A 26,035-nucleotide genomic window follows, 5' to 3' on the forward strand; every position below is an offset into this window, starting at 1 on the left:
ACGTTGTAATAACTGTATCTCAATGACTTAGCCGTAATTTAACATAATATTTACATACATTCGGCGCCGAGAAGTAGTGACAGTGACAATATCAAATTACAAACAACCATTAATTTTTTAAAATTATGAAATCACCTAAAAAGTACCTTTTTCTAGTACTTTTAACGCTTCCTATCGCGGTTTTTTCGCAGCTAAAAGTAAGCGGTACCGTAACGGACAACCTTGGGGAACCACTGCCCGGGGTAAATGTTGTGGTAAAGGGAACGGCGACGGGAACGACCAGTGACTTCGACGGACTTTACGAGATTACCACCAATGAGGGGGACATACTTCAATTCTCCTATTTAGGATTTAAGACCAAAGAAGTAACGGTGAGTAGTGCAACACAATTGGACGTGGTGCTCGAAGAAGATTCACAGTTGTTGGAGGAGGTGGTAGTTATCGGTTATGGAACCACTACCGTGAAGGATGCTACGGGTTCATTGACCGCCGTTAGCGTAGAAGATTTTAACAAGGGGGCTATCGTATCCACTGACCAATTATTGACCGGTAAGGCCGCCGGCGTTCGCATTACCAGTGCAGGAGGAGCGCCGGATTCGGCACCGAACATCAGAATTCGGGGCGGTTCATCGCTCACGGCCCAAAACAATCCCCTCATTGTAATCGATGGCGTGCCGATAGATAACACCAACCCGGCTGGGGTCAACAATCCATTTTCGCTGATCAATCCGAACGATGTGGAAAGCTTTTCCATTTTAAAAGATGCTTCGGCAACGGCAATCTATGGCTCTCGGGCTTCAAATGGAGTTATTATAATTACGACTAAAAAGGGTACCTCGGGCGCTCCAAAATTTAATTTTTCAACTAATACTTCAATAAGTAATGTCGGTCAAAAGATAGATTTAATGGATGGACCTACCTTTGTTCGTTTTATTAACGAATTCCATCCAAACGAAACTGATTTACTTGGTATCGAAAATCCCAATGGCGGTAATCGTTTGCTATCCGACACCGATTGGCAAGATGCCATTTACAGGACAGCCGTTTCCTACGATGTGAATTTTAGTGCTAGGGCCAATCTATTCGACAAGGTCCCCGCACGACTTTCGCTCGGTTACAATGAAACTGAAGGTTTGGTGAAAACAAATGATTATGAGCGTTTTACCGGCTCCATCAAATTGACGCCCATGCTCTTTGACGACCATCTGAAAATCGATGTTAATGCGAAGGGCATCCGTTCTGAAAAAAATGCAATAGATGAAGGAGGTGCCTTGGGCGGCGCCGTAAGCATGGACCCTACCAAGCCTATTTTTGACAATTCGTCCGACAATAGGTTTGGCGGTTTTTATCAGCTTACCAATCCGAACGGTTCCTTGGATGGACAGTCCAACCCGCTAGCATTGCTATTGCAACGCAAGCGTCCTGAAAAAGTGGAGAAAATTCTTGGTAATATAGAGTTTGATTACAAAATGCACTTTCTTCCGGAATTAAGGGCGGTACTCAATCTTGGCCTAGAAGCCTCCTCCGCAGACATTGAAGAAGTCTTTTCCGATAATTCACTCGCCACCTACAGGCTTTCTAGCGAGACCGATGAATTCATCTTTAATCCGGGTGTCAACTACAGGGAAAATCAAAGTATCCTGAACCAAACATTGGATGCTTACCTAGTATACGCGAAAAGCTTTGATAAAGGTATCGTATCCCGCTTTGATGTTCAAGGCGGTTACGCATATCAAAATTTCAGGAACGAGGGCGACAAGGAAGAGTATACTTACGAATCGGTTGAAGATGGGCCAACAGGCAATAGGAAGCTAGTTTTCGACCCGTTGAATCCGAACAATTATTATTTTTCTGAACTGAACTTGCAATCATTTTTTGGTCGGACGAACATCAATTTTGCCGAAAAGTATCAGCTGACCCTATCTTTTAGGGCAGACGGATCTTCCCTATTCAATCCGGACGACCGTTGGGGTTATTTTCCAGCGGCGGCAGTTGCCTGGCAGATTCAGGACGAGCCTTTTTTGAAAGATGTGTCATTCGTAAATAAGTTAAAATTACGCCTGGGTTGGGGACAGACCGGACAGCAAGACATAACAGGGGCCGTCGGGTTTTATCCGTCCACTCCGCTCTATGAACCGGGCTCGGTAACCAGCCAATACCTTCCGGGCACAAATCTATACTCGGCCAAAGCGTTCAACGAAAACTTGACTTGGGAAAAAACCGTCACGTACAATGCAGGTCTTGATTTTGGCTTTTTTGAAAAGCATTTTATCAACGGTTCTTTTGATGTATTTTATCGAGAAACTTCAGATCTGTTGGCACAAGTGCCCGTAGCACCGGGACAAGCACTTACCGACTCCTTTGTAGACAATGTCGGTGAAACGGAGAGCAAAGGCTTTGAACTAAGTTTGAACGCGGGCCTTGTTCAAACGGAGCATAGCAACTTTGAAATCTATACCAACTTGGCCTACAGCGAAGCAGAAGTAACCAGTTTGGAAGATGTAACACGAATAACAGCAACCGAATCGACCCTACCCAACGGGACAGGAAGATTTTTGGCGCGCCACACAGTAGGGTTCCAGCCCTACTCCGCATGGGTGTTCAGACAATTATACGACGATTTAGGAAATCCCGTACATGGTGCTTTTGCAGATTTTGATGGAGATGGTGAAATTACAAGCGATGATCGCTACTTTAGAGCACTCCGACCCAATTGGACTTTTGGGTTTGGATTCAATTTCAATTACAAAAACCTTGATTTTAGTTCCAGTTTTAGAGGCCAACTAGGCGGAGAGGTATACAATGCAAGAAAACTGACTTCCGGTTGGATCGATAGGCCTTTACCGGTAAATGCCAACAATTTAAGCAATGTATTGGATTTTTATAACGGTTCTGCGGACTTCAATTTGGTAGATGTAATAGGAGATATTCCTTTCTCGGATTATTTTCTAGAAGATGCCTCCTTTATCAGGTGTGAAAACATTGTTCTCGGTTATAAGATTCAAGATGTCTTTAAAAACGCATCTTTAAGGTTGTACGGCGTTATCAATAATCCCTTCCTTATTACAAAGTATGATGGCCAAGACCCGGAAAACTTTAACGCGATCGACAACAATTTTTATCCAAGGCCAAGATCTTTGACCTTTGGCTTAAACCTTGATTTTTAAATTAGTTAATATACTTGTTATGAGAATAAAAGTGTTTTTTTTAATGTTGTCTTTACTAGCGATATCTAGTTGTACGGATGACCTTGATACCAAGCCCGAAGTAGAACAAACCTTGGACGACCTCTTGGCGGATGACCCGGATGCCGTAGCTGGGTTACTGTCCAGATTATACGCTACATTTGCCCTTTCCGGTCCGGATGGGCCCAGCAGTTCGGATATCAGTGATAATGCAGGGGAATCGCCATTTCTTAGAGGTATTGTAAATCTTCAGGATTTTACCGCGGACGGTATGAAAAACCGTTGGGGAGATGACGGTTTAGATCAATTGACCACCACTTCGAACTGGGACGAGAACAATAAATTTTTCAGGTATTTGTATAACCGTATCTATTATACGATACCGCAAGCGAACAACCTTTTGGTAATCTTGGAATCAGAAACAGTAGAAGACCAAGAACAAGTGCGGTCGGAGGTGCGATTTTTGCGTGCCTTGGCATACTATTATCTCATCGACTGTTTTAGTAAGGGCGTGTTGGCGACCGATCAGAACTACGGTACCTCTGCCCCACTTCCAGAAGCATCAAGGGCAGAACTTTTTAGTTTTGTAGAACAAGAACTCCTAGATATTGAACCGCTTACCGCGGCAAGTAACGACTACGGAAGGGCGAACAAGGCAACGGTACAAATGCTTTTGGCAAAACTCTATATGAATGCCGGAGTATATACCGGTGAAAGTCGGTATACCGAAGCACTTGTTTACATAAACAAGATTATCCAAGAAGGCAACTATTCACTAGCGCCCGACTTTCTTATTAACTTTTCCGGTGATAACGATAGCTCGCCCGAGATTATTTTTCCTCTTCTTGCAGATGCCGAAAGCAGTCAGAGTTTTGGAAACACCACCTACATCGTCAACGGAAATCTCAGTACCGAAACCTTAACGACCACAGATTTTGGAGCAACCCAAGGATGGACCGGTCATCGCGCCACCAAAGCTTGGTACGGCCTTTTTGGAGATTTGGCCACTACAACCGATGACCGGGCATTGCTCTTTTGGACGGAAGGCCATAATTTTGAAATGAACGACTACCGGGAATGGACCGACGGGTATCCGTCCATTAAGTTTAGAAATTCGGGCTTTTCCACCGACCTACCTTCTACGGACTTTTCAGGTACCGATTTTCCATTGTTTCGGCTGGCCGATGCCTATTTAATGTACGCAGAATGTGTCCTTCGAAATGCCGAGGGAGGCGATTTAAATCAAGCATTGGGCTATGTGAACCAAATACGGGAACGTTCAAATGCAACACCGATCAATGAAGCGGAACTCGATCTAGATTTTATCCTAGATGAGAGAGCGCGAGAGTTAAATTTGGAAGGTCACAGAAGGTCAGATCTGATTCGATTTGGAAAGTTTACAGGTGGCAGTTATTTATGGCCATGGAAGGGAAATACCGTTCAAGGCACTGCCATACCGGACACTTATGAGTTGTTCCCCATACCCTTATCCGCGCTAGAAGCGAACACCAACCTAACTCAAAATCCAGGATATTAAAACTAACTTTTAAGATTATGAAAACGATTTATAAATTCATTACCGTTCTTTTATTAGGCACCATTGTCTCTTGTGAAAATGAAGACGTGGTCCCTGAATTCACCCTTCAGCAACCCGCCAATACCGTAGCGCTTACCTCAACGGTCTCGGAAGAATACCTTCTTTCCGCGGAAACCGCCGAAAATTTGGCCGAACGGTTGGTCTGGAATGCCGTCGCCTTTAACGTACCTACCGAAGTGAGCTATAAGGTGGAGTGGTCCATTACGGGGAACTTTGATGAAGGCAGGGAAGAATTTGCCTCCGGTAGGCTTACGGAAACCAACTATCCAATTTATGTTGGCCCCCTTATGGAAATTGCCAAGAACGAACTTGGACTGGACGACGACCCCGGTAACGATATCGGAAACACCGGGAAGATACATTTCAGGGTGAAAGCGTTCGCTGGTACCGGAGAAGGGCAAACCACAACAAGTTCCATTTCCGAAACCGTTACGCTGAACATTACCTTGATCGAAACCGCCGAAGAAGGTACTCCGGTACCAAACTGTCCTTCCATTTGGGTAGTAGGAGCGGGTGCCGTAGATGCAGGTTGGAACTGGGACAGCCCGATCGAATTTACTTGTGTTGACCAAGTATATAGTGCAAACATTAACCTTACCAACGATACGTTCCGTTTCTTTTTGACGGAAGGCGATTGGGCCTCAGGACAAAACTATCCTTTCTACGCAGGCGAAGGCTATACCATCAACGAAAATTTCGAAGACGGTTTGGACGGTGATAACAACTTCCGATTTATCGGTACTCCGGGGACCTACTTGCTAACAGTGGATACCGTTAACAAAACAATTGTTTTGGGCGAAGGTTCCGGTGAAGGCACCGGAGGTGAAGAAGAACAACCGGAAGAGGAGGAAGAGCCGGAGGCGATGGTGCCAGAAATGCTATACGTCGTCGGAAGCTTCCTAAATGCCAGTGGATACGGCGATGATTGGACCCCCGCCAATGCTGTACCCTTGGCACCTTCCTCTGAAGGAGCATCCGATTTTGAAGGTTTTGTAAACATCGATGCCGAAAATGCCCAGTACAAGTTCTTGCCAACGAACGAAAACTTTGATGGGGATTATGGTGATACCGGAGAAACTGACGGGTCTTACAGCGGAACCATAGAACAAGAGGGAGAAGTAAACTGTAGCACCCCGGATGGTACCGCTGGCTACTATCTTGTTAAAGCCGATCTGGAAGCGCTCACCTATTCTTTGGAGAAAACCTCTTGGGCGGTAACCGGAAACGCAACTCCTTTAAGTTGGCCTGCAGGTCCTGACGGCACACCAGGTCAAGACCATGATATGACATACGATGCTACATCACAAACCTGGTCGATCACCATTGACCTCGTAGCACAAGAAGCTCCCGACAACGGTTTGAAATTCAGAGCTAACGATGCTTGGTCACTTAATCTGGGTGATAACGACGAAAATGGATCATTACAGTTCAACGGAAGAAACATCACCATTCCCGAAGATGGCAACTATACCGTAACCCTCGACCTAAGCAATCCAAGAGCTTATTCCTATACCTTGGTGAAAAACTAAGATTGAGTTAAACAAAGGGCCGCTGTGCGGCCCTTTTTAAAGTTGAAACGATCGCGCGCGCCTAAGCGGAGCCGATGTTACACTATAAATGGCCTCCTAATGGTTTCGGGAACGTTTTGGAGCCAAATCCGGAAAAGTGGAACGTTTCCCTTTTCCACATTGAAAAAGTTCAAACACCCCGTTAGCACACTATCTATGAAAAAAGCAATACTTCTCTGTCTACTATCCTTCATGGGGTTTTCATATGCCCAACAACAGGAAGGGACCTTTACCATAGTCCCTACCGCTTTTGATGAAGATCAAGAAATAACGATTACCGTTGCGGGTATCGATACCGACCTGTGGGAAGTATCCGATGTGTACCTATGGGCATGGTATTACGACAGTCCTACCGCCACCAACGCCATCAATTCCCCTACTAATGGCGAATGGGGAGATTCCGACGAGCAACAAAAAATGACCGATAACGGAGATGGCACCTTTAGCATCACCATTACCCCGACAACCTTTTACAATGCTACGGGTATCGACCGTATAGGAATGCTGGTAAAGGCAAAAGACGGCAATGGCGATAAAAAGACCCAGGACAATGTTGTTTCGGTCGGCGCGTTCCAGGTCAATCTGACAAGTCCTACCGAAAACCCGGTCGTATTGGACGCGGGAGAAAGTGTGCTTATTACCGCCACTGCCTCGCTCGCTTCCGATTTTGTTCTAAACGCCAATGGGCTCCAGATCAACAGCAGCACGGCCGCTGCTACCGAGTATAGCTATACTGCTACCAACATCACGGAAAACACGGTTTTTGAGCTGGAAACGACAAATAATGGCCAAACGGTAAACAACAGTTTTCAGGTCGTTATTCGACCACAGGTACAAGAGGCGCCCGTACCTTCCGGTCTGTTGGACGGGCTCAACCTCGACCCCAACGATCCTACCACGGCCACCTTGGTGTTGTATGCCCCGGGCAAGGATTTTGTGCATGTCATCGGCGACTTTAACGATTGGCAGATCGACGATAGTTATTTGATGCAAAAAGACCCTTCGCAGGACCGTTTTTGGATCACCTTGAACGGCCTTGTGCCCGATTTTGATCATTTGTACCAATATGCCGTCGAGTTCAGCCTGAAAATTGCGGATCCCTATTCCACCTTGGTCCTGGATGGCTTTGGAAACGACAACTTTATCGACGAAACCACATACCCCAACATTCCCGAATATCCCGCGGGCCAATCGCAGGCCATAACCGTGCTCCGTACCGGAGAGGCGCCTTACATTTGGCAGGCAACGGATTATGAGCGGCCAAAAAAGACCGATTTGGTCATTTACGAACTGCTCATCCGGGACTTTGATGAACTACACAGTTTTGATGCGGTAAGCGCGCGGTTGGACTATCTTGAAAATATGGGCATCAACGCCATCGAATTGATGCCGGTGAACGAATTCGACGGCAATGAAAGCTGGGGCTACAACCCCTCTTTTCACATGGCACTGGACAAGTACTACGGCACCAAAAATGCTTTTAAAGCATTTATAGACGAATGCCATTCCAGGGGAATAGCGGTATTTATCGATGTGGTCTACAACCATGCTACGGGGCAACATCCCTATTACCGAATGTGGAATACCGACGACGGCGGAACGGGAGGCCAGGCGTCAGCGGAAAATCCGTTTTTCAATCCCGTTGCCACACATTCGTTCAGCGTTTTTAACGACTTCAACCACCAAAGTCAAGCAACAAAAGACTACGTAAACCGCACGGTAACCTATTGGATAGAGGAATTCAATATCGATGGGATGCGTTGGGACCTCACCAAAGGCTTCACCCAGAACTGTGCCGCCTCGGACGATGCCTGTACCAGTGCAACGCAAAACGACCGTATTGAAGTACTGCAGGGATATGCCGACAACCAATGGGAAGCCGATGAAGACTTCTACGTCATCTTCGAACATTTGGGAGGTATAGAAGAAGAAAAGCAATGGGCCGATTACCGTTTGGACGAAGGTAAGGGCATCATGCTATGGAACAAACAAACAGGGCCATATAACGAGGCAACATTGGGCTTTCATGCAGGAAACAGTTCCAATTTTTCTGCGGTTTCCTCCCAAGAAAAAGGTTTTGACAACCCTGCCGCGGTTTCCTATATGGAAAGTCATGACGAGGAACGTTTAATGTTCAAAAATTTGGAGTTCGGAAATGCCGAGGGAGACTACGACGTAAAGCTACTCGATACCGCATTGGAACGCATGCAGACCGCGGGGGCTTTTTTCTTTACCGTTCCCGGCCCCAAGATGATCTGGCAATTTGGTGAACTTGGTTATGAAGTTTCCATTGACTTTAATGGAAGGGTAGGCAACAAACCCATCCGCTGGGAATATTTTGATGTTCCCGCCCGAAAAGCAATTTACGATGTTTGGTCCGATCTTATCCGTCTTCGTACGAACGAACCGATTTTCGAGACCACCGACTTCACTTTGGACCTCGGTGAGGCCAGCGGCCTAAAGAAAATTCAATTGACCGACCCCAATGCCTCCGATACCGAAATAGGATTTGTGACCATTATCGGGAACTTTGGAACCACACCACAACGCATCGCCCCTTCGTTTCAAGAAAGCGGGGTATGGTATGAATTTTTGGAGGACAATAAAAAATACTACGTCACGGACACCAACAAGGAAATACTGTTACAGCCGGGCGCATTCCGAATTTTCGGTAACAACCCTTCCGATGTATTTCCTGACAACAATCCACCGGATACAGATGAAGATGGGGTATCCGACCTAAATGATAGTTGCCCCGATACACCTTTTGGTACTACTGTTGATGTGACGGGCTGCGAAATATTCAGCCTAGCGGCGAATAATTTTACCGTAATCGTAACCGATGAAACCTGTAGAAACAGCAACAATGGCAGCATCGCTATTGCTGCTGCCGCCACCTACGACTACACCCTTACCCTTAGCGGGGCGCAAGAAGTCACAACGGCCTTTACCGAAGAAGCCAGCGTTAACGATTTGCCCGCTGGCGATTATACGGCCTGCATTACGGTAGCCGGCATTGATGGGTATGAGCAGTGTTTTGAGTTGACGGTTTCCGAACCCGAAGATCTTTCGGTATTGTCAAAAGTGAATACGGCATCGAAACAACTTACCCTGGAACTTAAAGGAGGAACCCGCTATTGGATTACTTTGAACGATATCGTTTTTACGACAACGGATTCCACATATACCCTTGATCTAAAGTCAGGGGCCAACAAACTTCAGGTCAAAACGGGGAAAGACTGCCAGGGCATTTACGAAAAAAGCTTGGTTTTGGGCGAGGAAGTACGTGCCTATCCCAACCCGATCAAAGGGGATAAATTGTTTGTTTCCTTAGGAAGACAGCTTCCCGTTGATGCGCTTTTGGAATTGAGCAGCTTGGACGGACGGGTGCTTCTTTCGGATACGTACCCCACAAGCAACGGAGAAATTGAAATCGACGTATCTCGTTTGAGCCGTGGCGTGTATCTGGCAAAAATTCAAATGCCCGATGAAACGGTATTTTTAAAAATAGTAAAATAAGGGACCGACTTTGGCCATTGAAGACATCTTACCTTTTAAAAAATTAGACAAATGAAAAAGTTTAAAAATACAGTTCTGGAAATACTGGCAATAAGTTTATGTATTGCCTGTGGCGGAAGCGATGATGGCGGAGAGGTAACTCCCCCCGAGGCTACTTTGCCCCCATCGGCAGCTTCCCTCATTTTTCCCGAGGACAATACCGAATGTAATGAAGGCACCCTGATATCGGAAACCCAAAGTGAGGTGGTCTTTCAGTGGAACGCTTCGGAAAACACCGATTTTTACACCGTTAGCGTAAAAAATCTGAATACGGGGAATACGCTGGACGTGGAAACCAGAAATGCCGAAACGGGAATAATTATCGAACGTGGTGTTCCCTATTCCTGGTTTGTAACCTCTAGAGCGGCGGGTACCGCTGAAATAGGGGAAAGCAGTGTTTACAAATTTTATAATGCCGGCGTTCCGGTAACGAACCACTCCCCTTTTCCCGCTGAGGCAATAACCCCACGGGTAGGGGAAAGTGTTGCCGCAGGTGCGGTCGTTTTAAGTTGGGAATCGACCGATATTGACGATGACATTGTTTCTTACGAATTGGTACTCGATCAAAATAATCCTCCCGCAACCTCCTTGCAAAATACCGCGGAGAGCAGTTACACCTTTGAAGCCACTGCGGGCACGGTGTATTACTGGAGGGTCGTTACCACCGACGCAGCGGGGAACAGAGCTCCTTCCGAAGTGTTTCAGTTTAAGGCAGATTAAAAGAATGGCACTACCGAGAGGCGTACTTTTTGCCATTTTTGCAATGTGCTGTCTCTCTATTTTTGGGCAAGGGAAGATAAGGGTAGAACCTCCCAATTGGTGGTCGGGCATGGTCCATAACGAAGTGGAAATCATGTTTTACGGAGCCGACATAGGCGCCTACGGCCTTACCCTTGAAGATTATATTGGTATACAGTTGAAAGCGGTAGCCCGGCCCTCCAACCCAAATTATATTTTTGCGACCATAATAATCGAAAATGGCACGCTACCGGGAAACCTAAAATTTGTCCTTTCCAAAAAAGGGACCTCACCAAAGACAGTCCCCTATCCCATATTAAAAAGAAAACCGGAACAAGATCAAATACAAGGCTTTGATAGTTCGGATGCCATTTACTTGATTACCCCAGATCGTTTCGCCAATGGAAACCCCATGAACGATTCGGTAGGGGAGATGAAAGAAAAAGCGGAACGTACCAACGTCAACGGACGACATGGTGGCGATATCGCTGGAATTTCGGCACATCTGGATTATATTAAAGACCTGGGGTTTACCGCGCTCTGGAGCAACCCGCTCCTTGAAAATAATATGAAGGAGTACAGTTACCACGGTTATGCAACCACCGATTTTTATCGGGTAGACCCGCGCTTTGGTGACAACAAAAGTTTTAAGGCGCTCTGTACCAAGGCAAAGCAAAAAGGCCTTAAGGTAATAATGGATATGATCGTCAACCATTGTGGGTCAGATCATTGGTGGATGAACGACCTTCCCTATGAGGATTGGATCAACCAATGGCCGAAATATACGGGGACCAATCATAGAAAGACCGTCATTCTAGATCCCCATGCGTCCGCCTTGGACCGTAAACAGTTTTTTGATGGGTGGTTCGTTCCTACAATGCCCGACTTGAACCAACGCAATCCCAGCTTGGCCAAATACCTTGTTCAAAACACCTTATGGTGGATCGAATACTCCGGTATTTCCGGTATTCGCATGGACACCTACCCCTATCCCGACATGTACTTTATGAGTGATTGGAGCAAAGCTGTGATGACCGAGTACCCTAACTTTACTATTGTCGGGGAAGAATGGGTTACCCGCCCCACCATGGTCTCGTATTGGCAGGCAGGAAAAGAAAATCCCAATGATTATACCTCCTCCCTAAAAAGCTTGATGGATTTCCCCTTACAAAACGCACTGGTCACTTCCCTGAACAATGAAAAAACCTGGCAATCGTCATGGATCGATGTTTATGAGGCCTTGGGACAGGACTATCTGTATCCCGATCCGAACAATTTGGTTGTCTTTCCCGACAATCATGATATGAGCCGGATTTACACCCAAGTGAACGAGGACCTAAACAAATTTAAAATGGCGTTGGTGTATACCGCTACCGTAAGGGGCATTCCCCAATTCTATTACGGCACGGAAATTTTAATGGGAAACCCGGGAACGACCGAGCACGGGGTCATCCGTTCCGATTTTCCCGGTGGGTGGGAAGGCGACACGGTGAATGCTTTTAATGGGAAAGGCCTGTCCGATATACAAAAAGAGACCCAACAATTCGTACGAACCCTTTTAAGTTGGCGAAAAAACGCCACTGTAGTACACCAAGGCGACTTACTGCACTTTGCTCCCAAAGGGGAGGAAGAAGTATATGTCTTTTTTCGCTATAACGACACCGAAAAGGTGATGGTCGCTTTCAATAAAAATCCAAAAACGGTACATCTGGACCTTAGTGGGTATTCCGAAATCATTCCACCGAACATTAAGGGTACCGCCATTTTATCGGGAACACGGATCGAAGCGGAAGGTGGGTTGAGCATTCAACCGAACAGTTGCCTGATCATTGAACTGGAATAACATTGAAGGTAAGTTCAACTCAAGAGGTAGAATCCCTTTTTATCAATGTTGCCTTTATCACTTCCGTTTTAAAGTTTTCCTCCTCCTCATCGATATCATTCTCCACCCTTTCGATCAACATTTTCGCGGCGACCTCGCCCATTTTCTCTCCATGCTGTTCCACCGTGGTCAGCGTAGGTGTCGCATAGCGCGATAAAATACCATTGGTAAAACCGATAAAAGAAATATCTTCCGGTATCCGCAGTCCCTTTTTTTGGACCGCCCGCATGCAGGTAATCGCAAAAATTTCGTTCACACAAAGTACGGCATCAATGTCATGCGCATCAAAAAAAGCATCGATAATGGTATCGCTCTCTCCATTGTAGGGCAGTTTTAAAACCAAAGCCTTGTTCGCCGCTATACCATTGTCCATTAAGGCCTTTGTATATCCTTCGGCTCTTTTTTTACTTACGTTAAAGTAATTCTCGGTGGTTACCAGCGCAATCTTTTTTCTACCGTTTTTAATCAGGTTCTTGGTTGCCTTATAGGATATCTCAAAATCGTCGATGACCACTTTATCGCAAGCCACCTCATCGGTAACCCTATCGAACAATACCAATGGTACGCCCTGCTCCGTAACTTCCTTTAAATGGTTGAAGTCGTTTTTTTGTTGTGTTTCGGCCGATAGCGACATAATGAAACCGTCAATACTGCCGTTGGCCAGCAATTCCATGTTAATGACCTCCTTGTCAAAAGATTCATCGGAAACACAAACGATGACGTTGTAGCCTTGTTCATTTGCATATTTCTCGATGCCCCTAAAAACGGTGGTGAAGAAATGATGGACGATATCCGGGATAATAACCCCGATGTTTTTTGTACGCTTGTTTTTAAGGCTGATCGCGATGTTGTTCGGCTTGTAATTGTAAAGCTTGGCGAACGCCTGAACTTTCTCTTTGGTATCCCTGCCGATTTCCTCGCTGTTCTTTAATGCCTTGGAAACGGTAGAGATCGAAACATCCAATTCCCTAGCAATGTGTTTTAATGTTATTTTTTGTTTCAAAATCTAAAAGTCATTGGTAGTAATCGTAAAAGTAAACATTTCTATGGCACAGCATACTTTTCCTACTTTCGTTATTTGGTTTAACAAATTAAGCAAAACCCTGAACAAAGGGAAAAAATGTTATATTTGTCGTTAATTGCGAATTACCTAATTGCGGTGTGCCCTAAATACGAATACCATAATTATAATAAGATGTGATTGATATTGTGTTAAATTAAGAAAGTTATCAACACGAAACCGTTTGCGTAACTCCTTAACACTGACCAAACCTAGTATTAACAAACAATTTACATATTTTTAACGCTTGGAATTAGCTCAATTTTAAATTAACTCAACTTTAAATTAACAGTTTATGAAGATTACACTCTTAAAAAGTTTGCTGTTGGTAGGGGCATTTTTGTGCTTCGGACTAACGCAGGCACAGGAAGTGTCCGGTACTGTATCAGACGCTAGCGGCCCGTTACCAGGAGCCAGTATCGTTGTAAAGGGTACGACCACCGGTACACAAACCGATTTTGATGGAAATTTCACCATCAGTGCCGAAAGTGACGCAACATTGGTGATCAGCTACATCGGGTACACCTCGCAAGAAGTAGCGGTAAATGGCCAAACCAACATTACGGTTACCTTACAGGAAGATGCCGAACAACTGGAAGAGGTTGTAATCATCGGTTATGGTACTACTACGGTAAAAGATGCAACGGGCGCCGTTTCCTCCGTTACCGCGGAAGACTTTAACGGCGGTATCATATCATCTCCGGAACAGCTGATACAAGGTAAGACCGCTGGTGTACAGATTACACAGTCCAGTGGTGAGCCAGGGGCCGGAATTTCATTGCGAATTCGTGGTACTGGTTCCGTACGTGGAAACAACAGCCCACTCTTCGTAATTGATGGAGTTCCCGTATCGAACGAAAGCGTTTCCGCTTCCGGTGCCGATGTTGGGGCAGGAACCAGTGGTTCCAAAAACCCGTTAAACTTCTTGAACCCGAACGATATTGAAAGCATGAGTGTCTTGAAAGACGCATCTGCAACCGCAATTTACGGTTCCAGGGGTGCCAATGGTGTTGTAGTGATCACCACCAAATCCGGTAAGGCCGGCGGCGCAAAAGGACAATTTAATTTTAGTACCAACCTGAACATCGCGCAAGTGGCCAATCAATATGATTTGCTCAGTGCCGATGAGTTTCGGGAAAGAGGTGGAGCGGACTTAGGTTCCTCTACGGACTGGCAGGAATATATTTTCCGTACCAGTGCCTCCACGGACAACAACCTATCCTATTCCTTAAACTACGGAAAAGGAAACATCCGGGCTACCTTTGGTTATGCCAAACAGTTCGGTGTTATTGAAAACACGGATCTGGAAAGGATTACGGGAAGAATAAACGCCAACCATCGCTTTTTGGACGATAAGTTAAAAGTAGGTTTACAAGCGACCATATCTCGAATTAACGACAGAGCTCCTTTCGTGAGTAGAACTTCGGGAAGTACCGGTGACCTTTTGGCTGCAGCATATTATTCTAATCCGACCAGGCCAGCAGACCCTTTGTCAAGTGCCGACCCTGATCGAAATCCGGCGAACCTATTAGCCTTCTATGATGACAATACCAACACTAACCGTTTTTTAGGAAACCTTTCTTTTGATTATGCTTTCACCGATGAGTTATCCGCAAAATTGAACCTAGGTTTGGATACTTCCGATTCCTTTAGGGGACAGGTAGTAGGGCCTCAAATAAATGGTTTCGCGAATGGCGCTCCTGGAAATGGACGTGCTGCTATAGGTAATCTGGATACCGAAAATAAACTGGTCGAACTTACCGTAAACTACAAAAAGGAAAACGAAAATTCAAAATTTGACGTACTTGCTGGGTATTCTTTTCAGGATTTCAACCGTTCTGGCGCCAATATCTTAGGTCAGGGATATGGAGGAAGAACCGACCTTAACGACATCATCAATGTTACCGATCAAACGTATAATGCAACCCGTAATTTGGCGAGCAATTATCAGGCCTACGGTATTGGAACCTTTGAGGACCAACCGGAAGCGGGCAACGCTTTTCGAATTTTAGGCTTGTTCCCCGGTATTAACGAAACTACTGGAAGCTTACCTAGTATTCCGATTACTGCCTTTGCGGTAGATACTTTTGACAATACCGATGAGCTGCAATCCTTTTTTGGACGTTTGAATTATACCCTACAGGACAAATATTTGTTTACCGCCACGTTTAGGGCGGATGGTTCGTCTCGATTTGGGGGCAACAACCAATATGGTTACTTCCCTTCTGCCGCTTTTGCCTGGAAGTTAAATCAAGAGGATTTTGTCAGCGACGAAACCTTTTCTACGCTAAAACTACGTTTGAGCTGGGGTATCACCGGTAATCAAGACGGTTTGGGTTATGGAAACTTTGTTAATCGTACACGATGGAGGAATGGACCTGCAGGAAATGCTTTGGGTATTTCTTCCAACTCGCAGTTGACCGCTCCTGCAACAGCGGAGGTGTCTTTCGCAAATCCTGATTTAAAATGGGAAGAGACCACTCAGTTTGGGCTCGGACTTGATTTTGGTTTCGACAGCGATCGTTTTAGTGGTACTATTGATGTATACCGTAAAGAAACTACCGATATTTTGTTGAACCTACCAGCGGTACAACCGGCGACTTCGCCCTTTGTATTCCAAAATATTGATGGCACCATCGTCAACCAGGGTCTTGAACTTGGGTTGGATTATGACCTCGTTCGCGCAGAAGATTTTGATTGGAATGCCAATTTCAACATCTCCTTTAACGACAACGAACTTACCGATTACAATGGTCCTAACATTCAAGCTGGAAATCTTTATGGACAAGGTTTGACCAATTCCACCTCACAGGTGCTGACCAATGGTAAGTCGCTTTATACTTATGAATTGCGTTTGGTAGACGAGAATCTAAATGTAGAAACCGACCCGACCATATTGGACAAGTCAGGGCTTCCTACCATCATTTCTGGGTTTAGCACCAGTGCACGATACAAAAACTGGGACGCATCCTTATATTTCTCTGGACAATTTGGCTTTTATGTATACAACAATACGGCAAATGCCTTATTCGCTACTCCTCAAATCGGAGGTAGAAACAACTTAGAAAGTATCGTAAGTAGCGGTATAGCTCCCTCCTCTCAAAACCCTAGTACATTCTTTTTAGAAAAAGGAGATTTTGTAAGGCTTCAAAACGCTTCCATTTCGTATAATGTACCTTTGAGTGGTGAAGGCACGTTCAAGAGCATGCGATTGAGTGCCACAGGGCAGAACCTGTTTTTAATCACCGACTACAGCGGAATCGATCCTGAAGTAAGCACTTCGGATATTCCATTGAACGGATTGCCTTCCGCTTCTATCGATTACCTTGCCTATCCAAGGCCAAGAACTTATACCTTAGGTGTAAACGTTACCTTTTAAAAAAAATAGAATTATGAAAAAAATAGTAAAGTATTTAAGTTTAACGCTTCCGATTGCAGCTTTGGTCTCCTGTTCCGACTTGGAGATCGAACCTACGGATTCGTTTATCAGTGATGGCTTTGCCGGAGTGGCAAACGTTCAAGGAGAAGTAGCAAATATTTCCAACATTATAGCTGGAGGAAACTTGGGCAACCAAGATGGCCTTTATGCCCTCAATGAAGTGTCTACAGATGAGTTCATTGTTCCCACAAGAGCATCGGATTGGGGAGATAACGGCCGTTGGTTATCCATTCATCGACAAACTTGGAATTCGGAACTTTCCGATATTCAAAACTCTTGGCAAGCGCTGAACAGTGTCACTATAAACGCTACCAGAATCATTAATCCACAGAGCGTTAATACCGCTGGTGGTGATGTTACACAGCTCAAAGCGGAAGCCCGTTTTTATAGAGCTTGGGCAATGCATTGGATTTTGGACATGTGGCGACAAGTTCCTTACAGGGACGTAAACCTACCAAATAGCGCAATCCCTGTGGTATTGACCGGTCAAGTAGCTATAGACAGTATAGTCTCCGATTTAAATGCTGCTATCCTGGACTTACCCCAGGTAACCTCTGGCGATGGTATTTCAAGTAAATCATCTCCTACCCAAGCTGCTGCCCGGCATTTATTGGCCAAGGTATATTTGAATAAGCATGTGTATTTGGATAGCTCTCCTGAAGCGGCCGATATGCAAGCAGTCGTAGATGCTGTAGATGGTATCGCCGCTGATGGCTATAGCCTTGCCGCCTCTGGAGAATTCTTCGATATTTTCAGACCTAGCAATGATGTGGAAACCATTTGGTGGTCGCCGGCGGACACCGGCCCAAGAACATGGAATACCCTACATTATTCTCAAACTGTTCCGGTAGCGGGGCAGGACGCCGAGCAAGGAGGATGGAACGGTTTCTCCACTTTGGCTGAGTTTTATGACCTATTTGAAGGTGCACCAGAGACCAACTATGTAGGAGATGGGCAAGAAGAGCGCAGAGGTTTTGTTCCAGACCCGGCGACCATAGACGATCAAAACTTGGCCATAGGGTATGGTTTCCTCATTGGTCAGCAGTTCAACAGAGATGGAACTCCGGCCGACGCCAGGGAAGATGTAGGTTCTCCTCCACTAGTTTTCTCAAAAGAAGTTGAACAACCTGAGTTCGTTGCCCCTGCCGACAATTCGATTTTAGAAACCGCAGGAACTAGGGTAATCAAGTACCACCCAAACGAAGAGGGTGGAGATCGCAGAAGACATATCGTAAATTACAGATATGCTGATGCATTTTTGATGAAAGCAGAAGCCATGTTCCGTATGGGTATGGATGTTACCGCTATGATCAACGAACTACGTCAAATACGTGGTGCTTCAGATTTGCCCGCGATTATGGAAGCTGACCTGCTAGCAGAACGCGGAAGAGAAATGTACGGAGAAGTAACTAGACGACAAGATTTGATTCGATTCGGTCAATATCTACGTGCATGGAATCTAAAAGAGGCCGGTGACCCGCATTTGGAAATTTTCCCGGTTCCTAACGCAGATGTATTGGCTAATCCCAACATAGTACAAAATCCAGGATACTAATCAACCTCGATACCAGTATTAAAAAAAGGCCGTTCAATTGAACGGCCTTTTTTTACTTATACCATACTACTATAGTGATATGGTATAAAAACTGAACATCTATGTCCATTTTGTTTACAGAAAGTGATTCTCGATCAAATGCTCAAAAAACTCATTTAATCATAGAACAACAAGCCTTAAACAGGGATTAAATTTCAGAGCAAAGGATAGGAAGAACGCATTTCATGAATTAATTTTATCAATAATTCTTTTGAATAACTTTACCCAAGGCTACGAAATCAAAAAAGAACATATCCAAGCAAAGCTTAAACTTCATCATACGATATACCATTATACAAATCTTATAAAATCATGCTATCATTTATGTGCAATGTCATCTTAAAAAAACTTGGTTTTTTGTTTTCATTGTTCCTTTTGTTTCATTCCTGTACAAATGAAAAAAAAGACTCTAGTACCGATGTATCGAATACCTTAAAAATGTTTACACTACTTCCCTCGGATACAACTGGAGTAACTTTTGTAAACAAAGTAGAAAATCAGAAAAACTTTAATATTTTCAAATACCGCAACTTTTATAATGGTGGTGGAGTAGCCATAGGGGACATCAATAACGATGGGCTTGCCGACATTTATCTGACCGGCAATATGGAACCTAACAAACTCTATTTAAACAAAGGGAATTTTCAATTTGAAGATATTTCCGAAAAAGCGGGTATACAGGGGAATAAACCGTGGTCTACCGGTGTGACCATGGTGGACATCAATGCCGATGGTTTTCTTGACATCTACGTGAGCAATGCCGGTAACATGAAAGGCGACAACCACGACAACGATCTCTACATCAACAATGGTGATTTGACTTTTTCCGAAAAATCCGAAGAATACAATCTTGCCAAGACCGGCTTTTCTACACATGCCTCTTTCTTTGATTACGATAAGGACGGTGACTTGGACGCCTATATTTTAAACAACAGCAACATACCGGTAAGTAGCCTTGGTTTTGCCGAACAACGGAACGTTCGGGCGCAGGACTGGGAAGGCGTACCTACTATTTTCAAAGGGGTGGGAGATATGCTATTGCGCAACGACGATGGTAAATTTATAGATGTAAGCGAGGAAGCCGGCATCTATGGTAGTTTGATCGGGTTTGGACTGGGTGTACTCGTCAGCGATGTAAATCAAGATGGATACCCCGATATTTATGTGTCCAACGACTTTTATGAACGCGATTATCTTTATATCAACCAACGGGACGGCACCTTTAGCGAGGAAATTAAACAATGGACCTCGCACTTAAGTCTCTCCGCCATGGGTATCGATATGGCCGACATTAACAACGACGGAAATGCCGATATTTTTATCACCGACATGCTCCCGGAACCGGACGAACGGGTAAAATCGGTAATGACCTTCGACGGTTATAATACCTTCAAACTAAAACAGAGCAAGGATTTTTACCAACAATACATCCAGAACACCCTACAGCTCAACAACGGAAACGGCTCCTTTTCCGAAGTCGCCTATTTCAGTGGTGTCGATGCTACCGATTGGAGTTGGGCCGGACTGTTGTTCGACATGGATAACGACGGACTACGGGACATTTATGTAACCAACGGGGTCAACCACGATCTGACCGATTTGGATTTTATAGACTTTTTTGCCAATGAGATTATCCAAAAAATGGCGTTGACCGGAAAAAAGGAGTCCATCGACTCCATACTCAACAAAATGCCCATACGACCACAACCCAACTATACCTATAAAAACAATGGGGACATTACCTTTTCCAACACCGGTGCCGATTGGGGACTGGCCATTCCAAGCCTTTCCAATGGTGCCGCTTATGGCGATTTGGACAATGACGGGGATCTGGACCTAGTGGTGAACAATGTAAATATGGAGTCTTTCGTATACCGCAACAATGCCAGGGAACTTACCAAAAACAAGTATCTCAAACTGCGGCTTCAGGGCTCCGATAAAAACAGCTTTGCCATAGGAACGACCGTAAGGGCCTATTATGGCAACAACCAACTGCTACAGGAACTGGTGCCCTCCAGAGGATTTCAATCCTCTATGGAATATACCATGACCTTGGGGCTGGGCGAAACCGAACAGCTCGATTCGGTGAGAATTATCTGGCCGGACTCCAAAACCCAACTGTTGACGAATGTACCGGCAAATCAGACCCTTGAAATGAAACAAACGGATGCCGTGGATATCTTTTTGTACAAAAAAGAGAAAGCGGCCCCTACCCTATTCAATGTACTCCCCAATAGCACGCTTTTAAGCCACGAAGAAAACAATTACAACGATTTTGATTATGAAGGCCTGATCTACAAACAACTCTCACAGGAAGGGCCTGCCCTGGCCGTTGGCGATGTCGATAAGGACGGCAACGAGGACGTGTTCGTAGGTGGTGCCAAAGGACAGCCCGGTTCCCTATACCGCCATAAGGGAAAGGGAAAAGTGGCAAATGTCCCTCAACCGATATTTGTTGAAGATGCCTATTTTGAAGATACCGCAGCAGCGTTCTTGGACGTGGATGGCGATGGCGATCAAGACCTGATGGTAGGCAGTGGCGGCAATCAGGTCGGTGATGAAAAAAAATATCGGGTACGCCTTTACCTAAACGATGGAACCGGAAACTTTACACCATCGGAAAGCAAACTACCCTCCACCTTCAGGAACATTGCCATAATCGCTCCCCATGACTTTGATGATGATGGGGATATCGATGTTTTTGTCGGCTCACGCAGTATTGTGGGCACCTACGGGGCCGACCCCGATCATTTGTTTTTGGAAAATAAAGGGGATGGAAGTTTTGTGGACGCTACCGAAAGGTTGGCCTATGATACTAAAACCGCTGGGATGATCACCGATGCCATTTGGACCGATATCGACGGGGATGCCATAAAAGATCTGGTAACGGTATCGGACTGGGGAACACCGCAGGTCTTCAAAAATAATGGAAGAAGGTTACAACCATTCGTTTCCGCTTTGGATAGCCTGAACGGATGGTGGAATACCGTAGCAACGGCAGATCTCGACAATGACGGTGATCAAGACCTTATTATAGGCAACCAAGGCAGTAATTTACACTATAGACCCTCTACCGAAAATCCCATGAAAATGTGGGTCAACGATTTTGATAACAACGGTAGTTTGGAACAAATTGTAACCCAATACGCCAACAAGGAAGATTTTCCCATACATCAGAAACAGGAGCTCACTAGTCAACTCGTCACCCTAAAAAAGCAAAACTTAAAAGCTTCCGATTACGCAAAAAGATCCATTTCTCAATTGTTCCCCGAGAATGTGGTCGCCAATGCCATCGTAAAGACCGTTTCAATTTCGGAATCCATCATTGCCATCAACGAAGGAAACGGAAAATTCACCATTAAAACCCTACCGAGCAGGGTACAGCTCTCCTGCGTATGCGGCATCAGTTGTTCGGATGTGAACGGCGACGGCAACATCGATCTGATCATGGCAGGGAACGATTTTGAATTCAAACCCCAGTATTCCCGCTTGGATGCCAGTTATGGCAATGTGCTGTTAGGGGATGGCCAATTGAACTTTGAATGGCAGGGCTATTCCAAAAGTGGTTTTTTCATCCGAGAAGAGGTCAAACACTTAAAGGAGTTCAGGGATAATAAGGGAACCCGCTTCCTTTTTGCCGCCATCAATGATAGCAAACCTAAAATTTTTGCATTGCATGAGTAAGCACTTCGCTTTTTTGATAGCCATTACCTTGGTATGCAGTTGTAGCCAGAAAGAAGGTAGTCTTTTCAAAAATCCAACTCCAAAAGAGACGGGAATTCATTTTGAAAACGCTTTGAACGATTCGGACGCCCTGAACATTCTGGATTACCTCTATTTCTATAATGGTGGCGGCGTAGCCATAGGGGACATCAATACGGACGGCTTGCCCGACATTTACCTGTCCGGCAATAGGGTCAAGAACAAACTGTATCTGAACAAGGGCGATATGACCTTTGAGGACATCACCGAAAAAGCCGGGGTGACCGGTAGAAGTGATTGGAATACCGGTGCCGTAATGGGCGATGTCAACGGCGACGGGCTATTGGATATTTATGTTTGTGCCGTTGTGGGCATCAATGGTTTTAACGGATACAACGAACTGTTTATCAACAATGGGGATACCACCTTTACCGAAAGTGCCCGTGCGTATGGGCTCGATTTCGACTCCTATAGTTCCTCGGCGGCTTTTTTGGATTATGACGGCGATGGGGATTTGGACATCTATCTGCTGAACCATGCCGTACATACCCAGGAATCTTTTGGAAAGGCCGATCTGCGATTGCAACGCAACGAACAATCCGGTGACAAATTGTTGCGCAATGACGGCGACACCTTTACGGATGTTAGCGAACAGGCGGGGATTTTTGGAGGCATTACGGGTTACGGGCTGGGAGTGTCGGTCGCCGACTTTAACCAAGACGGCCACCCTGACATCTATGTCGGCAACGACTTTCATGAGGACGATTACTACTACATCAATAACGGCGATGGAACCTTTAGCGACAAATTGCGCAAGTATTTTGGACATACCTCACGGTTCTCCATGGGGAACGATGCGGCCGATATCGATCACGATGGCTGGCCCGACCTGATTTCGTTGGATATGCTTCCCGAAAAAGAATCGGTCTTAAAGGCCTCGGATGGAGATGGCGACCTACAGACCCAACAGCTTCGGGTAGACCGTTATGGCTATCACTATCAATTTTCAAGAAACATGCTCCATATGAACAGAAAGGGGCATCCCTATCTTGAAACGGCCTTAATGAGCGGTATTGCAGCAACGGATTGGAGCTGGAGCGCCCTTTTTGCCGACTATGATCAGGATGGCGAGCAAGATCTTTTTATCTCGAATGGCATTCCCAAACGTCCCAACGATTTGGATTACATCAATTTCGTGTCCGATGAAAAAATCAAACAAAAAATAAACGACACCAAACTTGTGGACCAAGAGGCGCTAGACTTGATGCCCGATGGAAAAATATACAACTATATATTTCAAGGCGGCAATCCAATGCAATTCGAAAATCGTTCGGGAGATTGGACGGTAAAAGATTCCTTGATTTCCGGGGCCACGGCTTGGGGGGATCTCGATAACGATGGCGACCTGGACCTTGTGGTCAACAACTTGAACAGCCCGGCTTCATTGTATGTGAACAAAACGGACGATACGGCGCATTACCTTAAGCTGAAATTCAAATACGACAAAGGAAACCAACTCGGTATCGGTACCAAAGTTTATTCCTATCACAACAAAACTTTACAGTATAAAGAACTCTATACCGCCAGAGGGTTTCAATCCTCTTCGGAACCCATCATCCATTTCGGTTATGGAAAAACCGCAAAAATAGACTCCCTACGGATCGTATGGCCAAATGGCACTACCCAAACCTTAACGGACATCCAAACGGACCAAACGCTAACGTTGGTACCCGAAAACACCATTGCCTATGAGTATCCGGCACAACGCATCAAAAATCAGGAACTTTTCAAGAAAGTACCGGACAATATTGGGATATCTTTTGAACACCGTGAGGACCGTTACACCGATTTCAACAGACAAAAACTGATTCCGTATCAGGTTTCCGATCGTGGGCCGGCCACGGCTATCGGTGATTTGAATTCCGACGGAAAAACAGACGTATTCTTTGGTGGCAGCAAGTTTGCGGCTTCCAGGATATTCGTACAGACCGACAGTGCTTTTGTGCCCTTACGCATTGACGAGATTGCCAAGGATTCGGTGAAGGAAGATGTTGCCGCGGCCATTGTCGATATCAACGGTAACGGCAAAAATGACCTCTATATAGGTTCCGGTGGTGGGGATTTTTTCGACCAAATGGCACCGCTTTTGGACAGTTATTATAGTGCGACCGATAGCAGCTACCAAAAGGCCCCTTTACCCGAAACCTTTCAAAACGCCTCCGTAGTAGCACCCTACGATTTTGATGGCGATGGGGATATGGATCTTTTTGTAGGGAACCAGGCAATGACCAACGATTTTGGCAGCACCCCTTACTCCGCGCTATTGGAGAACGACAAGGGTGTTCTACGTTTGACCGAACAACCCGAATTGAATACCGTTGGGATGGTAACCGACGCTATTTGGAACGATTTTAACGGCGATGGTCAAATAGACCTGATCGTAGTGGGGGAATGGATGGCCCCCGTTTTTTTTAAAAATACAAATGGTAGGCTAAAAAAGACCGATGTTGGCATCGACCGTTTGAACGGCCTATGGCAGGCCATACAACCCTATGATATTGACGGCGATGGGGACACGGACTATTTGCTCGGCAATTGGGGGGAAAACACCAAGTTCAAGGCTTCCGAAAAGCGACCGTTGCATTTATATTATGGCGATTTGGACGATAACGGCCAAACCGAAACCATTACCGCAATCAATAAGAACGGGGGGTATTACCCCATCGAGACCTTGGGCGGCCTTGCTTCCCAACTCATTTTTCTCAAGAAACGGTTTCTCCGGAACAAGGACTTTGCGGGAAAAACGATCGATGCCCTATTCACTTCGGAAGAACTTGAAAAAACCGAGGTATTGGAAGTACACCAATTACGATCGGGCTATCTGAAAAACGAAGGGGGAACATTCTCTTTTATACCGTTTCCAAAAACCTTGCAAATAGCTCCGCTGACGGCTTTTGCGGAGTATGATTTTGATGGCGATGGAAAAACCGAAGTATTGACAGCGGGAAATTACTTTGGGGTAAAACCCTATCACGGTAGGTTCGATTCCTTTCCTGGGGCCCTGATCAAAACGGACCAAAACATTGTTCTTGGAGATATGCTGGGGTTGGAACTCTCCCATAAGGCAGTCCGAGACTTGAATATCATATCGTTCCAAGATAAATCGTATCTTTTGGTGACCATAAATAACCAAAAAGCGGAAGTGTATCAAATCCGTTAAAAACCGACGCGATTCGATTCCCTATCCCTTTATGGAAAATAGAAGGGGTTATATTTAAATCCCTCCGAGATAACATACACCGTAAACACCTATTGAAATGAGCATTGTCCTTTTTGTTTGGTAAAAATGCCAATAATAAATACTACTGTCACGCCGAGCTTGTCGAAGCGCGTCCTCAAACCCGTTTTATGAAGGTCCTGCACAATCGAACATTTCGTCAAGGATACAATGCCGTCAGTGGAAACCAAATATCAAGAAGGGATTAAAAGGCGGCAATAATATTACAAGAATAATACCATTTTAACTTTGAAATAGCACAAATACAGCGGAACATTCAATAAAGTTAGGATTTTCCCGTTGACAGAAGATAGGCAAGGTGAGTAGTTAAATAAGAAGAAGCTGAGGTATACTATGCATGTCCGGTCGACCGCAGTCGAGACCTCGTTTTGAGCAACGAAAAGTCCTCGAATGTATTCGAACAAAAGCTTCAAA

The 26,035-nt window shown here is 45.2% G+C and carries 11 protein-coding genes; 10 read left to right on the top strand and 1 reads right to left on the bottom strand.

What is annotated here, in order from left to right; all coding sequences use genetic code 11:
* Window positions 1–125: 125 nt before the first annotated feature.
* The 6 genes from ACRD7P_RS18530 (at window position 126) to ACRD7P_RS18555 (ending at window position 12,489) form a co-directional block, all read left to right on the top strand.
* Window positions 126–3,167, top strand: coding sequence for a SusC/RagA family TonB-linked outer membrane protein (locus tag ACRD7P_RS18530; protein WP_430909207.1), 3,042 nt, complete (start codon window positions 126–128; stop codon window positions 3,165–3,167).
* A 43-nt stretch (window positions 3,168–3,210) separates the two neighbouring features.
* Window positions 3,211–4,722: a RagB/SusD family nutrient uptake outer membrane protein gene (locus tag ACRD7P_RS18535; RefSeq protein ID WP_430909208.1), complete on the top strand. Its 1,512-nt coding sequence runs from the start codon at window positions 3,211–3,213 to the stop codon at window positions 4,720–4,722.
* A 17-nt stretch (window positions 4,723–4,739) separates the two neighbouring features.
* Window positions 4,740–6,311 (top strand): SusE domain-containing protein, encoded by a 1,572-nt coding sequence (locus tag ACRD7P_RS18540; RefSeq protein WP_430909209.1) that lies wholly within the window; start codon window positions 4,740–4,742, stop codon window positions 6,309–6,311.
* A gap of 195 nt (window positions 6,312–6,506) precedes the next feature.
* Window positions 6,507–9,869, top strand: a complete 3,363-nt coding sequence (locus ACRD7P_RS18545) for an alpha-amylase family glycosyl hydrolase (protein ID WP_430909210.1) — start codon at window positions 6,507–6,509, stop codon at window positions 9,867–9,869.
* Window positions 9,870–9,920: 51 nt separating this feature from the next.
* On the top strand, window positions 9,921–10,628 hold the full coding sequence (locus ACRD7P_RS18550; protein WP_430909211.1) for a hypothetical protein: 708 nt from the start codon (window positions 9,921–9,923) through the stop codon (window positions 10,626–10,628).
* A gap of 4 nt (window positions 10,629–10,632) precedes the next feature.
* Window positions 10,633–12,489: a glycoside hydrolase family 13 protein gene (locus tag ACRD7P_RS18555; protein ID WP_430909212.1), complete on the top strand. Its 1,857-nt coding sequence runs from the start codon at window positions 10,633–10,635 to the stop codon at window positions 12,487–12,489.
* A 19-nt stretch (window positions 12,490–12,508) separates the two neighbouring features.
* On the opposite strand, the gene ACRD7P_RS18560 is transcribed toward ACRD7P_RS18555, so the two are convergent.
* The gene (locus ACRD7P_RS18560; RefSeq protein ID WP_430909213.1) at window positions 12,509–13,531 is read right to left on the bottom strand and encodes a LacI family DNA-binding transcriptional regulator; all 1,023 of its coding nucleotides are present in this window, start codon (window positions 13,529–13,531) and stop codon (window positions 12,509–12,511) included.
* 352 nt (window positions 13,532–13,883) lie between these two features.
* Here ACRD7P_RS18560 and ACRD7P_RS18565 point away from each other — a divergent pair, with 352 nt between their 5' ends.
* The 4 genes from ACRD7P_RS18565 (at window position 13,884) to ACRD7P_RS18580 (ending at window position 25,543) form a co-directional block, all read left to right on the top strand.
* On the top strand, window positions 13,884–16,967 hold the full coding sequence (locus ACRD7P_RS18565) for a SusC/RagA family TonB-linked outer membrane protein (protein WP_430909215.1): 3,084 nt from the start codon (window positions 13,884–13,886) through the stop codon (window positions 16,965–16,967).
* 13 nt (window positions 16,968–16,980) lie between these two features.
* Window positions 16,981–18,582 carry a RagB/SusD family nutrient uptake outer membrane protein gene (locus ACRD7P_RS18570; protein WP_430909216.1) on the top strand — a complete coding sequence of 534 codons (1,602 nt, stop codon included), beginning with the start codon at window positions 16,981–16,983 and terminating at the stop codon, window positions 18,580–18,582.
* A gap of 363 nt (window positions 18,583–18,945) precedes the next feature.
* On the top strand, window positions 18,946–22,305 hold the full coding sequence (locus ACRD7P_RS18575; RefSeq protein WP_430909222.1) for a VCBS repeat-containing protein: 3,360 nt from the start codon (window positions 18,946–18,948) through the stop codon (window positions 22,303–22,305).
* Entirely contained in the window at window positions 22,298–25,543 is a 3,246-nt protein-coding gene (locus ACRD7P_RS18580) for a VCBS repeat-containing protein (RefSeq protein WP_430909217.1), read from the top strand. Before ACRD7P_RS18575 ends, ACRD7P_RS18580 begins: the two co-directional genes overlap by 8 nt.
* The last annotated feature ends 492 nt before the right edge of the window (window positions 25,544–26,035 follow it).

This window comes from Maribacter sp. 2-571 (assembly GCF_050589625.1).
In the GTDB taxonomy this organism is placed as follows: domain Bacteria; phylum Bacteroidota; class Bacteroidia; order Flavobacteriales; family Flavobacteriaceae; genus Pelagihabitans.

What these genes read in the sequence shown, in the direction of transcription:
- ACRD7P_RS18555 (WP_430909212.1), top strand. Translation starts at nt 10,633, where the DNA reads ATGGCACTACCGAGAGGCGTACTTTTTGCCATTTTTGCAATGTGCTGT.
- ACRD7P_RS18565 (WP_430909215.1), top strand. Translation starts at nt 13,884, where the DNA reads ATGAAGATTACACTCTTAAAAAGTTTGCTGTTGGTAGGGGCATTTTTG.
- ACRD7P_RS18530 (WP_430909207.1), top strand. Translation starts at nt 126, where the DNA reads ATGAAATCACCTAAAAAGTACCTTTTTCTAGTACTTTTAACGCTTCCT.
- ACRD7P_RS18545 (WP_430909210.1), top strand. Translation starts at nt 6,507, where the DNA reads ATGAAAAAAGCAATACTTCTCTGTCTACTATCCTTCATGGGGTTTTCA.
- ACRD7P_RS18575 (WP_430909222.1), top strand. Translation starts at nt 18,946, where the DNA reads ATGTGCAATGTCATCTTAAAAAAACTTGGTTTTTTGTTTTCATTGTTC.
- ACRD7P_RS18535 (WP_430909208.1), top strand. Translation starts at nt 3,211, where the DNA reads ATGTTGTCTTTACTAGCGATATCTAGTTGTACGGATGACCTTGATACC.
- ACRD7P_RS18580 (WP_430909217.1), top strand. Translation starts at nt 22,298, where the DNA reads ATGAGTAAGCACTTCGCTTTTTTGATAGCCATTACCTTGGTATGCAGT.
- ACRD7P_RS18550 (WP_430909211.1), top strand. Translation starts at nt 9,921, where the DNA reads ATGAAAAAGTTTAAAAATACAGTTCTGGAAATACTGGCAATAAGTTTA.
- ACRD7P_RS18540 (WP_430909209.1), top strand. Translation starts at nt 4,740, where the DNA reads ATGAAAACGATTTATAAATTCATTACCGTTCTTTTATTAGGCACCATT.
- ACRD7P_RS18570 (WP_430909216.1), top strand. Translation starts at nt 16,981, where the DNA reads ATGAAAAAAATAGTAAAGTATTTAAGTTTAACGCTTCCGATTGCAGCT.